The organism is Marinitoga aeolica (assembly GCF_029910535.1).
Taxonomy (GTDB): domain Bacteria; phylum Thermotogota; class Thermotogae; order Petrotogales; family Petrotogaceae; genus Marinitoga; species Marinitoga aeolica.
Genome location: NZ_CP069362.1, coordinates 1,637,534 through 1,649,695 on the forward strand (window position 1 = coordinate 1,637,534; position 12,162 = coordinate 1,649,695).

14 protein-coding genes and 1 tRNA gene are annotated in these 12,162 nt (G+C 29.0%); 1 reads left to right on the forward strand and 14 read right to left on the reverse strand.

What is annotated here, in order from left to right; translation table 11 throughout:
- The 6 genes from JRV97_RS07640 to rsmG form a co-directional block, all read right to left on the reverse strand.
- Complete coding sequence (locus JRV97_RS07640; protein ID WP_280997732.1) at positions 1-1,014, reverse strand: AI-2E family transporter; 1,014 nt, start codon at positions 1,012-1,014, stop codon at positions 1-3.
- 1 nt (position 1,015) lies between these two features.
- Positions 1,016-2,002: an asparaginase gene (locus JRV97_RS07645; RefSeq protein WP_280997734.1), complete on the reverse strand. Its 987-nt coding sequence runs from the start codon at positions 2,000-2,002 to the stop codon at positions 1,016-1,018.
- A 17-nt stretch (positions 2,003-2,019) separates the two neighbouring features.
- Complete coding sequence (locus tag JRV97_RS07650; protein ID WP_280997736.1) at positions 2,020-3,291, reverse strand: transcription antitermination factor NusB; 1,272 nt, start codon at positions 3,289-3,291, stop codon at positions 2,020-2,022.
- A 278-nt stretch (positions 3,292-3,569) separates the two neighbouring features.
- Complete coding sequence (locus tag JRV97_RS07655) at positions 3,570-4,718, reverse strand: type III PLP-dependent enzyme (protein ID WP_280997738.1); 1,149 nt, start codon at positions 4,716-4,718, stop codon at positions 3,570-3,572.
- A 130-nt stretch (positions 4,719-4,848) separates the two neighbouring features.
- Positions 4,849-5,637: a lipoate--protein ligase family protein gene (locus JRV97_RS07660; RefSeq protein ID WP_280997740.1), complete on the reverse strand. Its 789-nt coding sequence runs from the start codon at positions 5,635-5,637 to the stop codon at positions 4,849-4,851.
- Positions 5,637-6,341, reverse strand: coding sequence for a 16S rRNA (guanine(527)-N(7))-methyltransferase RsmG (rsmG, locus tag JRV97_RS07665; protein WP_280997742.1), 705 nt, complete (start codon positions 6,339-6,341; stop codon positions 5,637-5,639). Before rsmG ends, JRV97_RS07660 begins: the two co-directional genes overlap by 1 nt.
- A gap of 35 nt (positions 6,342-6,376) precedes the next feature.
- Between rsmG and JRV97_RS07670 the strand changes: the two genes are divergently transcribed.
- Positions 6,377-6,465: transfer RNA gene (locus tag JRV97_RS07670), tRNA-Ser, on the forward strand.
- A gap of 36 nt (positions 6,466-6,501) precedes the next feature.
- Here the strand turns inward: JRV97_RS07670 and lepB are convergent.
- Genes lepB through ffh form a run of 8 tightly spaced genes read right to left on the reverse strand, consistent with a single transcriptional unit; the run spans position 6,502 to position 11,581 of the window.
- The gene (lepB, locus tag JRV97_RS07675) at positions 6,502-7,434 is read right to left on the reverse strand and encodes a signal peptidase I (protein WP_280997744.1); all 933 of its coding nucleotides are present in this window, start codon (positions 7,432-7,434) and stop codon (positions 6,502-6,504) included.
- Positions 7,435-7,440: 6 nt separating this feature from the next.
- The gene (gene rplS, locus JRV97_RS07680; protein WP_280997746.1) at positions 7,441-7,788 is read right to left on the reverse strand and encodes a 50S ribosomal protein L19; all 348 of its coding nucleotides are present in this window, start codon (positions 7,786-7,788) and stop codon (positions 7,441-7,443) included.
- Positions 7,789-7,819: 31 nt separating this feature from the next.
- Positions 7,820-8,383 (reverse strand): RNA methyltransferase, encoded by a 564-nt coding sequence (locus JRV97_RS07685; RefSeq protein ID WP_280997748.1) that lies wholly within the window; start codon positions 8,381-8,383, stop codon positions 7,820-7,822.
- The gene (gene trmD / locus JRV97_RS07690) at positions 8,373-9,137 is read right to left on the reverse strand and encodes a tRNA (guanosine(37)-N1)-methyltransferase TrmD (RefSeq protein WP_407081581.1); all 765 of its coding nucleotides are present in this window, start codon (positions 9,135-9,137) and stop codon (positions 8,373-8,375) included. Before trmD ends, JRV97_RS07685 begins: the two co-directional genes overlap by 11 nt.
- Entirely contained in the window at positions 9,109-9,675 is a 567-nt protein-coding gene (gene rimM, locus JRV97_RS07695) for a ribosome maturation factor RimM (RefSeq protein ID WP_280997751.1), read from the reverse strand. The genes trmD and rimM overlap by 29 nt, the downstream gene beginning before the upstream one ends.
- A 4-nt stretch (positions 9,676-9,679) precedes the next feature.
- Positions 9,680-9,910, reverse strand: coding sequence for a KH domain-containing protein (locus JRV97_RS07700; RefSeq protein WP_280997754.1), 231 nt, complete (start codon positions 9,908-9,910; stop codon positions 9,680-9,682).
- Positions 9,911-9,927: 17 nt separating this feature from the next.
- On the reverse strand, positions 9,928-10,203 hold the full coding sequence (gene rpsP, locus JRV97_RS07705; protein ID WP_280997756.1) for a 30S ribosomal protein S16: 276 nt from the start codon (positions 10,201-10,203) through the stop codon (positions 9,928-9,930).
- A 49-nt stretch (positions 10,204-10,252) separates the two neighbouring features.
- Positions 10,253-11,581 (reverse strand): signal recognition particle protein, encoded by a 1,329-nt coding sequence (gene ffh / locus JRV97_RS07710; RefSeq protein WP_280997759.1) that lies wholly within the window; start codon positions 11,579-11,581, stop codon positions 10,253-10,255.
- Positions 11,582-12,162: the final 581 nt, after the last annotated feature.

The following is a 12,162-nucleotide window of genomic DNA, read 5'->3' on the forward strand; positions in this document are numbered from 1 at the left end:
TTAACTCCTCTCAAGTTCTGGTTTTATATATATTTGCCAGAATACTTTTATAATCATTGCAGTTGGAACAGCAATTAATGCACCAGTTAAACTTATAATAGAGCCAAGAATTAAAAGAGAAAATATAGTAATTACAGGGTTAATTCTTCCATAATCTTTCATTATTGATATAAATATAATAAAAGCTATTCCATGTATTATAGACATAATAAGTAAAAAAAGAAGCATTGTGGTCAACCCGCTCGAAATTCCTACTACAATCATAGGAATAAATTCAAGAACAACACCAATTACTGGAATAAAATTAGTGACAGCAGCCCAAAAACTCAACAACAACTGATATTTTATTCCTAAAAAAGACATAGCTAAAAAGGCAGAAACTCCAACAAATGCTGAAGCAAATAATGTTGCAACGACATAATGTTCTATTTGATTAAAAGATTCATCATAAAAGATCTTTGCCGAATTACGTAAAGATTTAGGATACAAATATTGTAATTTCTCTTTAAATTGTTCAAAGTAAAAACTCAAATAAATAGACCCAATTGTTAAAAAGAATAAAAAGGTGAAAGCTTTTTGTCCATATGATGGAATTAACTCAATAAAATTAGAAAGCATTTCTATTAATTTAGGTTGTAGTGAATTCATAAAATTTTCTATATTATTAACAATATTCTCAGGTTGATTTTTCAACAAAATTTTCCATGAGCCTTTTTGGAAGAAATCATTAAGGAAAACAACGAAATTGCTGATTTCTCTTATTACAGTTGGTATTAATAATACTAATAATAAGTATAAGAAAAATAATGAACTAATTAAAGAAAATATAGTAGCAATTTTCATTGGGATTTTTAGTTTGTTTAATCCTTTAGCGATTAAATTAATTGCTAAGACAAATCCTATTGTGAATATAATTATAGTAAAGACATCTCGTGAAATGAAAGTAATACTTATGAAAAGTAAAAAATATAAAGCGGAAAATAAAGCGCCTTTTAAATTAGGGCTTAATTTCATTTTAATCAACTCCATTAAATTCAAAATATTTTCTTAACTCATCAATTTTATTTGTAACTCCTAAAGCTACAGTTAACTTGATTCTTGCCTTTTGCCCTGAAACTTCATTTCCAAGAATAGCCCCTTTGTTTTTTAGATCAGCTCCACCACCATGATAACCATATACACCTAAAACTCTTCCCTTAAAGCATCTTGAAACAACAATAACAGGTAATTTTTTCTCTTTAACAAGCCATTCAATTTTATCAGCAACCTTTGGTGGAACATTTCCACGTCCAAAACCTTCAACAACGACACCTTTAAATCCTAAATCTGGCAGAACACCCAAGATAGAACCATCATCACCAGTATACGTCTTTATTAGAGCAACTTTATCTTCAACATCTGCTGCATCAATGTGCATTCTTAACAGTGATTCCCTATAAAATATTATAGCATCTTCGTCAACAATACCCAATGGTCCATATCCAGGGGAGTCAAAAGTAGCAACATTACTTGTATATGTTTTGGTAACTTCTCTAGCTGAATGAATTTCATCATTTAAACACACGAGAACACCTTTATTAATAGCTTTTTTAGAAGACGCAACCCTTACGGATGAAATTAAATTAGCAGGGCCATCAGTGCTTGGTTCATTCCAATTTCTCATAGCTGCAGTTAGAACAATAGGTTTTTTTTCATTTAAAACAAGTTCTAGAAAATATGCAGTTTCTTCTAAAGTATCGGTTCCATGTGTAATTACAACACCATCGATATCATCTCTTGAAATAACTTTTTTAACAAATTTTGAAAGTTCAAACATAATTTTTGGAGTCATATGTGGGCTTGGAATATTGGTAAATTCAATTAATTCAGTTTCTGCAATATTTCGTAATTCTGGAATATCGTTTAAATGTTTGTTTCGCTCCTCAGAAGGGATAACACCAAGTAAAGGATCGTGAACCATTGCTATAGTGCCGCCTGTTGTGATGATTGCTATCTTTCCCATATTTATCCCCTTTCTTTTTAATTAATTTTTATTTTTGCCACATAAAAAGGAATTAACGTTTCATCAGGATAAAAATAATATCCAAAACCATCAAAGTAACTTTTAATTCCAAATTTTCCTAAATCTATTTCTTCAAACTCAACGTTTGAATATTTTTCAGAAATATGCTTCATATTTAAGGTATTTTCTTCTCTGGAAATAGTACATGTAGAATAGACAATAGTTCCATTCTCTTTTATTAAATTATTAATAGCATTATCTAATAATTGTTTCTGAATATCAGAGTAAGTATTAAAATCTTTTTTAGATACTCTATGCAATACTTCAGGGTGTATTGATGATGTTCCTAATGATGTGCAAGGGGCATCAATTAGTATTTTATCATATTTTTCGTCATTATATTCAATTCCAGAAATTAATTTTGTTTGTATAATATTTATTCCCAATCTTTTAGCGTTATTTTTTACTAATTCCAATCTATCGATATCTATATCCAGAGCCATAATTTCTCCACTATTTTTCATTATTTGGGCTAATTCAGTGGTCTTCCCACCAGGTGCAGAACACATATCCAAAACCTTTTCTCCAGGATCAGGATTTAAAATTAAAGGAATTATCTGAGAACTTTCATGTTGTATATAAAATAATCCACTTTTATAAAACTCACTAACTTCTATAGGAGATTTTGGATTTTTTACAATAATTCCTAAAGGAGAATGTGATGAAAGTTCTACATCGTAATCGTCATTTAGTTTCTCAAACAACTCTTCTCTTGTGATTTTTAATGTATTTGTTCTTAAAGTGAGAGGATTAATTGAATAACTTTTTTTCATAAAATCTTTAACATAATCTTCTGGAAAAACTTCAATCATATAATCATATAACCATTTTGGTATAGAATATTCGATCCACTCAGGTAAATTAATCTCATCTTTTTTCATTAAAAGATTTTTCAAAGTAGCATTAACAAAACCTCTAACTTTTCTGTTTTTTGCTACTTTCACGGTTTCATTGACAGCAACATAAGGTTTAAAGTCATTAAGAATTTGATAAGCTCCCAATCTGAGAATCCATTTTGAAGCAGGAGGAGTATTTTTATAATTTTTAATTAATTTTTTTAAATAAAAATCTATTTTTACTAGGTTTCTAATAGTTCCCCATACCAAATTTTTTAATAAAGCCATATCCTGATTAGAATATATTTCATTAAAATATTCGAATGATTTTTGAGGAATATAATGTTTCTTATCAAATTCTCTTAACAACAAATAAGCATCTTTCCTTACCATAGAAATCACCTCTTTTTCTTATTATATCAGAGGTATATTACAAGAATTCTATAATGTTCAAATAAATAAAAACTCCTTTCGCTTTGCGAAAATTTAAAAATTATATTTTAATGAAGACTTTTAATAAAAATCTTTTTATTTATTATTAATGTATATTATTCGTATCGCGAAAGAATAAATACAAAAAATAAAAATCTTTATTTTTAAATATTTAGTTTGTCTACAAACTAAAGCTCCCGGAAAAGTCCGGGAGCTGATAAGTGTTTCTATTAAATTTTTTAATCATTATAATTTAAAATTTCTTTTAATTCATCCATAGTATATACCTTTGGAGGTTCTATACCGTTGAAATGAGCTGCATATTCAACCGTATATGCACCAGCATTAATAAAATAAACAATATCATTATAATCAATATCAGCAGGCAAAATATGGTCTTCATAAATAGTATCAACGCTATCACATGTTGGACCTGCTAAAGTAAAAACATCAGTATTATCATAATTTTTTCCTTCAACTTGAATTTCATATTGAAAATTCTCTATTGTTTCCATTAAACCATGGAACACACCAACGTCCAGATAAATCCATTTTTTTGATCCTTTACGGCTTTTTAAAATAACCTTTGAAACGAGTATCCCGGCATCTCCAACCATAGATCTTCCTGGTTCTGTAACAATCATTAAGTTTTTATGTTTCCATAGATATTCTTTAATAGAATCATCTACTACTTTTCCAATTTCTTCAACGGTTGGAATTGGTTTGGTGTGTTGGACAGGTATTCCTCCTCCAAGATTGAGCATTTTTAATTCAATACCGTTCTTTGAAAGTTTATTAAACACAACACTTGCTTCAAGAATAGCTTGTTGCCATTTATATTTATTATATGATTGCGATCCAACATGAAAACTTACTCCATAAGGTTTTAAACCGTGTCTATTTGCCCAATTTAAAATAGTTATAACATGATCTATGTCAGTTCCAAATTTTCCAGATAAAGGCCAGTCACTATCAGACGAACTGGTGGCTATTCTTGCATATACTTTTGAGCCGGGAGCATTTCTTGCAACTTTTTCAACTTCCATTTCACTGTCTACAGAAAAATACTCAATACCAACATCCCATGCATAAGCTATATCTTTTTCTTTTTTTATTGGATTACCAAAGCTCATTTTTTTAGGGCTAACTCCTAAAGATAATAATTTATTAATTTCCCCAACAGAAGCTACGTCAAAAGATGACCCTAAATCTATTAATGCTTTTAAAATTTCAATATGAGAATTAGCTTTTACAGCATAAAAAATCTCAACATTTTTCATCGATTCTTTCAATCTGATATAATTTTTTTTGACCTGATCAATATCCAATACTAAAAATGGAGTTTCTAATTTTTGAGCGGCTTTCCTAATTAAATCATTAACTTCCATCTTTCTCCCTCCCAATAAAGGTTAATTATTATGAAAGTATGATAAACTATAAATGTTACTAATACTAACATTTTTGTTTAACAAAAAAAGCATTTTATATTAAAATAAAAAATCCCGTTTAAAACGGGATTTATAAGTTTTCAATATCAATATCAAATTTTTCAACAATTTTCTTTGTTAAATCATATTCTGAATCAGAAAGTTCTCCAATAACAACTTCTTCATTAAAAACTTCATAAAAACCAACTTTTAATGCTTCAGCCAATTCTTCGAAAGAAATTGTTCTATTTAAAACAGATTTTATATCAATAACTTTATTTTTAAGATGATTAAATAATTTTTCTTTTTTATCTTTGTCTAATTTGAAGCTATTAACATAATTTTTTAGCGGGAACTCTATTGGTATAGCACCATGTTGCAAAATATAATATTCATTTCTATATTGGGCACTTCCAATAAACTTTTTTTTGTCTATTGTAATTTCATATATAGACGGTGCATCATAGCATGCAGGAGTGTTTAAATGCTTATTTTTATTCTTTTCCACATCACATTGAATATTTAGATAATTCAGACTTTTTATTAATGCTTCAGCAATAACTTTATAACTTCCAATTACGCTTTTGGGAAGTAATGGATGATTTGTAGATGCAGAAAATAAATACGTAATTTCTTTATGATGTAATACAGCTCTTCCTCCAGTAGGCCTTCTGACTATATCAATGTTGTTATTTCTTAAAAAATCTAAATCGATGTCTTCCATTTTTTGAAATCTTCCTAAAGACAATGTTGGTAAACTCCATCCATATAATCTAATAGTAGTTGGTTGATATCCCTTTCCAACATGCTTTGCTATTGCTAAATCACATGCCATATTCCATGATCCCATATGATATGTATCAACAATTAGACGTATCATCAAATACCTCCCAATGGTTTTTTTAAAGCCATTCCAACTTTTCTTGGAAAACTTGAAGGAGTTTTTCCAGTTTTCTTTAATACAATAAAATGTCTTTCTTTTCCAAATAGTTCATAATAATGTTCTTCGATGATTTCAAAATAGATTTTTTCCATAGCTTTTTTTAAGTACTCTCTTTCTTCTGAACGATAAGTAGGACCTTTATATAAAAACAATAGACCGTTTATCTTCAATAATGGAGCAGCATATTCTAATAATACATCACTTCTCGAAACTGCTTTTGCAGTAACATAATCAAACTGTTCTAAATTTTTCTTTGAAAAAATTTCTACCCGCTCATTAACTGGAATAACATTTTTTAAGCCTAATTCTTTTAAGAAAAAATTAACAGCTTTTATTTTTTTTTCAATGCTATCTAATAGAGTAAAATTTACTTCAGGAAAAATAATTGATAAAGGTATTCCTGGTATACCACCACCAGTCCCAATATCTAAAAAACTTGCATTATTTTTTAAATTTATGAATTTCATAAATGGATAAATACTATCTATAACCAGGGATTTTGAAGCTTCTTCAAAATCTTTTATTGCTGTTAAGTTAACTGGGTAATTTATTATTAACTCAATAAATCTATTTAATTGATTATATGAATTTTCGTTCAAAAAAAATTCATATTTTTCAAGAAGTCTCAATAAAAAATTCATTGACAAGTACCTCCTAATATGATATAATACTCCTCGGAGACGTAGCCTAATTGGCTAAGGCGTCGGTCTTGAAAACCGATGGGGTTGACGCCCCGTGTGGGTTCGAGTCCCACCGTCTCCGCCAATATTTAAACCGCCCGATTTAAGGGCGGTTTTTGGTTTATTTTACAGAACCGAATCTGTTATATGGCCAAATTCTTAAAAATGGTCTTCCTATAATATTTCTTTCAGGGACAATACCAAAATATCTACTATCAAAACTTTCAGTAGTATTATCACCCATAAAGAAGTAGAATCCTTTAGGCAAAACAATCTTTACTCTTCCATTTTCTTCTATAAAAATTTTATCCACATCAAGTTTTGCTAAATATTTTTCATAATATTTTGTATAGTCGAGATTTTTATTATAATATCTAAAAGCCCCTAAATCAAACATAGGTTTTCTAATTTCATTATAAGTTCTATAAATATCACTGCTATATTTTTCTGGATAAGCCATAAACTTATAATAGTCTTTTGAAGCAAATATCCCATCAATATAATAATACTTATCTTCAAATCCTTTAGGAATTTTTCCGTTTACATAAAGTTGAGCTACGGAATTCTTTACACTAGAAGGTAACTTATCAACATCACCATAATAGTCTATTACTTTTTGAAGCCAATATGGTGTTTTGAAATTTTTATCATTTTTAATTCTATCCCAAATTTTGCTATCTGGTATTAATTCTAGAGTATCTCCTGGAGTACCAACCAATCTTTTTACATATTTTACATGTCCATCAAATTCTTTTGGTGCAAATAAATCCATAAATTTATCAAATGCCCCAAGCTGTTTTTGGGCAGTTTTATCAACAAAAGGTGTCCAAAATACTATTATATCTCCTACTTTTGGTTTATTGTAATCATATGTTATTTTTTCAATGAACAAACGGTCCAACACCTGTATGGTAGGCACCATTGAAGGTGTTGGAACCATCATTGTTTCGAAAACAAAAAGCCTTATTATAGTACCAAATATAACAGCATATATAAGGGCGTTGATCCATTCGTAAGTTTCTTTTTTTATTTTGTTTTTTAGGTTATTAGACAAAAAGGATCAGTCCCTTCTCTCCTTGATCTTAATTTTACCTCTTACATTTCTTAAATAGTAAAGTTTAGCTCTTCTTACTTTACCTTTTCTAACAACCTGGATTTTTTCAATAGATGGTGAGTGTACAGGGAATATTCTTTCAACACCTATACCATTAGCTCCAATTCTTCTAACTGTAAAAGTTTTTCCTAATCCACCACCTCTTATTTTTATAACGATACCTTCATAAGCTTGTACTCTTTCTCTTCCACCTTCAACAACTTTAACATAAACTCTTACTGTATCACCAGGTCTAAATTCTGGAATGTCTTCTCTCATATACTCTTTTTCAATGGCTCTAATGTATTGATCCATGTTAAACCCTCCTTGAGAATATTTTTATTTATTATTTTTCTCCAAATAACCTATCCAATGTAATGGCAACGGCAGCTCTAACTGATAAATGATTAAATTCTGCATTTCCTCTGATAGGTTCTAACTCATAATCACATATTAATCTAATTTCTTCAGGCATTCCCCATCCTGTTCCAAATAAAATTAAATGTGGATCATCATTTTCTACAATTATTTTACTAATTTCTTCAAAAGTTTTAGTTCTTTCTCTGATTTTAGCAGAAGTAAAAATTAATTTAGGTTTTTTACCTTCTATTTTTTCAATATCTTCTATAACATCTTCAAGATAAGGTTTTAATTTTGCTATAGATAAAGCATCATGCCTATTAGGATTATATTCTTTTCCAAAACCTTCAGTCCAATATTTCAACACATTTTTTACTATTTGTTGTTGAGCAGGGAGGTTTGAAACAATATAATAATTTTTTATATCATATGTTCTCGATGATCTAGATATATCATGAATATCTAAATTTGTTATAGCAGTTGAAATAATCTGTCCTTCTCTACCTAATATTGGATAATGAATCAAAGCTAAATAAACATTATTTCTCATTTAAAATCAGCTCCCTGATTATATTAACAATAACCTTTTTCTCCATTTCATCCAGATCATGTTTGATAAATAAATCTGGACGTTTCAAGATAGTTCTTAATATACTTTCTTTTTTTCTATATTCTTCAATTTTTTTGTGATTTCCACTTAATAAAACCTCTGGAACTTTCATCCCTCTAAATTCTCTGGGTTTTGTATAATGTGGGTGATCAAGTAATTGATTATAAAATGAATCGTTTTTTACACTGTTTATATCACCAACTACTCCAGGGACAAATCTACATAAAGCATCAATCATTAACATAGAAGGTAATTCCCCACCAGTCACTACAAAGTCACCTATTGAGAATTCTTCATCAACTAAATTCATAACTCTTTCATCAATGCCTTCGTATCTTCCGCAAAAAAATACGATATTTCTTTTTTTTGCTAATCTTTCTGCATCTGTAGAATCAAAAGGCTTTCCTTGTGGAGATGGCATAATCACATAAGGTTTTTTTTCTTTTTTCTCGATATAATAATCATAAAAATCGAAAAAAGGTTCAGGTTTCATTACCATCCCTGGGCCGCCACCATATGCATATAGGTCTGTAACCCTATGTTTATCTCTGGTGTAATCTCTTAAATTATGTGCTTTAAATGCAACTATATTTTCTTTGATAGCTCTTGATAAAACGCCATATTTCGTTATAGCTTCAAACATTTCAGGGAATATTGTTACTACATCAATCTCTATCTTCGGTGTCATCTTCATACCATTCCAATCTCTTAACAACTATGTCTTCTTCTTCTTTATTAAACTTAATAATATTTTCTTTTATAAGAGGATAAAGAATTTCAGATTTATTAAATCTATCTATTTCTTTTTCGATGATTAATACATCGTTTGATCCTGTTTCTAAAATATCTACTATTTTTCCAATGTATGTACCATCCTCATAGAAAACCTTTTTTTCCAGTAATTGAAAATAATAGAATTCTGAATTATCTAATTCTGGAAGAACATCTTTTGATACATAAACAACAAAATCTTTATATCTTTGTGCGGAGGATATGTTTTCAACACCGTATATTTTTACAATATATATTTTATTTGCTTTTCTTATAGAATCAAATTTAGCATATAAGAATCTTTTTGTTTTAGGATTATAAAGCAATACATCTATTAAATTATTAAAAACTTTTTTTTCGTTTGTAAAAGGAAAAAGTTTCAATTCTCCATTTAAACCATGAGTATTAGAAATTTTCCCTATCGCTACTCTATCTTTCAAGAGGTCATCTAACCTCTTCATTCTATCACCTGATTACCTTTAATAAAAATTTTGTATTCTCATCTTTTTTAGCTGCGGTTAATAGTGTGTTTATTGATTTAATTGTTCTTCCATCTTTTCCTATTATTTGCCCTACATCATGTGGATCAACATGAATTTCAAAAACAATCTCATCATCATTTGTGTATTCTACAATTTTTACTAAATCAGGATTTTTAACAATTCCTTTAATAATGTTCTCTAATAATTCTTTCATTCATATGCCTCCTGGCATTAAGCTTTCTTTTCAAATTTTATTTCATGAACTCTTTTCATAACTCCAGCTTTGGATAAAATTGTTCTTGCAGTTTCTGTTGGTTGAGCGCCTTTTAAGATCCATTCTACAGCTTTTTCAATATTTACCTGGAATGTATCATTTTCTCTTAGTGGATCATAAAAACCTAATGATTCTATGTATTTACCACTTCTCTTTTCTCTTGAATCAACTACTACAATCCTGTAAAAAGGTCTGTGTCTTCTTCCCATTCTGTTTAATCTGATTTTAACCATGCTAATAATACACCTCCTAAGATTTTTAGTTTTTTATATAATGTTTTTATTAAAATCCAAACGGCATTTTTCCAAATAACGATTTTTTATTTTTCATCTTTTTCACTTGTTTCATCATTTTTTTCATTTGTTCATATGACTTGATCAATTTATTTATATCTTGCAAAGTAGTTCCACTACCTTTAGCGATTCTTTGTTTTCTTGAATAATTTAATATTCTTGGTTTTTTTCTTTCATCTTTTGTCATCGAATTAATTATAGCTTCTATTTTTTTCAATTCTGCTTCACTTTTGTTTACATCTATACCCTCTTTTGGAACACCTGGTATCATTTCTAAAATTTTAGATAAAGGACCAAGTTTCCTAATTTGTTTAATTTGTTCGAGAAAATCATTAAGATCAAATTTTCCTTCTAAAAACTTATTTGCTGATTCTTCAGCTTTTTCTTTGTCGATTTCAGATTCGACTTTTTCGATAAGTGATAGAACATCGCCCATTCCTAATATTCTACTTGCGTATCTTTCAGGATAGAATAACTCTAAATCATTAACCTTTTCTCCAATACCAACGAATTTGACAGGTTTTTGGGTAATTTGCCTGATCGATATGATAACTCCACCACGAGCATCACCATCAAGTTTTGTGACAATAAAACCATCTAGTTCAAGCCTATTATTAAATTCTTTAGCAGAATTAACAGCATCCTGACCAATCATTGCGTCTACAACCATTAAAATTTCTTCTGGTTGAGCTATCTTTTTAATTTCTTCCAATTCTTGCATCATTTGTTCATCTATATGTAGTCTTCCTGCGGTATCTAATATAACAATATCATGTAAAAGTTTTTCGGCATAGTTCATAGCTTCTTTAACTATTTTGACAGCATTTTTTCTATCACCAGTAAATACTGGAACTCCTATTTGATCACCTAATTGAACTAGTTGGTCAATAGCTGCAGGTCTGTATGTGTCTGCTGCAACCAATAAAGGAGCTTTACCCTGTTTTTTGAAATAATTAGCTAATTTAGCAGCGTGAGTGGTTTTACCGCTTCCCTGCAACCCAACTAACATAATATAACCAGGTCTTTTTGAAATATTTAATTTAGGTTTTTCATTACCACCCATCAATTCAATTAACTCATCTCTAACAATTCTAATAAATTCTTGGTCTGGTGTTAAACTTTCTAAAACCTCTTTTCCAAGCGCTTTTTCCCTTACTTTTTCGATAAATTCTTTAACAACTTTATAGTTTACATCTGCTTCTAATAAGGACATTTTAACAGTTCTAACTGCGTCTTTTATATTTTTTTCAGATAATTTTCCTTGCCCTTTTAATGATTTAAAAGCTTTTGCCAATTTTTTTTGGATATTGTCAAACATGTACACACCTCCGGTGAGGAATAAAGAAAATTGAAATCAAAACTAAAGATAAATAAACAACAAGTTGTTTAACCTCCGGTGAGGAATAAAGAAAATTGAAATCAAAACTAAAGATAAATAAACAACAAGTTGTTTAACCTCCGGTGAGGAATAAAGAAAATTGAAATCAAAACTAAAGATAAATAAACAACAAGTTGTTTAACCTCCGGTGAGGAATAAAGAAAATTGAAATCAAAACTAAAGATAAATAAACAACAAGTTGTTTAACCTCCGGTGAGGAATAAAGAAAATTGAAATCAAAACTAAAGATAAATAAACAACAAGTTGTTTAACCTCCGGTGAGGAATAAAGAAAATTGAAATCAAAACTAAAGATAAATAAACAACAAGTTGTTTAACCTCCGGTGAGGAATAAAGAAAATTGAAATCAAAACTAAAGATAAATAAACAACAAGTTGTTTAACCTCCGGTGAGGAATAAAGAAAATTGAAATCAAAACTAAAGATAAATAAACAACAAGTTGTTTAACCTCCGGTGAGGAATAAAGAAAATTGAAATCAAAACTAAAGATAAATAAACAAC

Coding starts and splice junctions, on each gene's coding strand:
- JRV97_RS07640 (WP_280997732.1), bottom strand. CDS start 1,014: ATGAAATTAAGCCCTAATTTAAAAGGCGCTTTATTTTCCGCTTTATAT.
- JRV97_RS07645 (WP_280997734.1), bottom strand. CDS start 2,002: ATGGGAAAGATAGCAATCATCACAACAGGCGGCACTATAGCAATGGTT.
- JRV97_RS07650 (WP_280997736.1), bottom strand. CDS start 3,291: ATGGTAAGGAAAGATGCTTATTTGTTGTTAAGAGAATTTGATAAGAAA.
- JRV97_RS07655 (WP_280997738.1), bottom strand. CDS start 4,718: ATGGAAGTTAATGATTTAATTAGGAAAGCCGCTCAAAAATTAGAAACT.
- JRV97_RS07660 (WP_280997740.1), bottom strand. CDS start 5,637: ATGATACGTCTAATTGTTGATACATATCATATGGGATCATGGAATATG.
- rsmG (WP_280997742.1), bottom strand. CDS start 6,341: ATGAATTTTTTATTGAGACTTCTTGAAAAATATGAATTTTTTTTGAAC.
- rplS (WP_280997746.1), bottom strand. CDS start 7,788: ATGGATCAATACATTAGAGCCATTGAAAAAGAGTATATGAGAGAAGAC.
- JRV97_RS07685 (WP_280997748.1), bottom strand. CDS start 8,383: ATGAGAAATAATGTTTATTTAGCTTTGATTCATTATCCAATATTAGGT.
- trmD (WP_407081581.1), bottom strand. CDS start 9,137: ATGAAGATGACACCGAAGATAGAGATTGATGTAGTAACAATATTCCCT.
- rimM (WP_280997751.1), bottom strand. CDS start 9,675: ATGAAGAGGTTAGATGACCTCTTGAAAGATAGAGTAGCGATAGGGAAA.
- JRV97_RS07700 (WP_280997754.1), bottom strand. CDS start 9,910: ATGAAAGAATTATTAGAGAACATTATTAAAGGAATTGTTAAAAATCCT.
- rpsP (WP_280997756.1), bottom strand. CDS start 10,203: ATGGTTAAAATCAGATTAAACAGAATGGGAAGAAGACACAGACCTTTT.
- ffh (WP_280997759.1), bottom strand. CDS start 11,581: ATGTTTGACAATATCCAAAAAAAATTGGCAAAAGCTTTTAAATCATTA.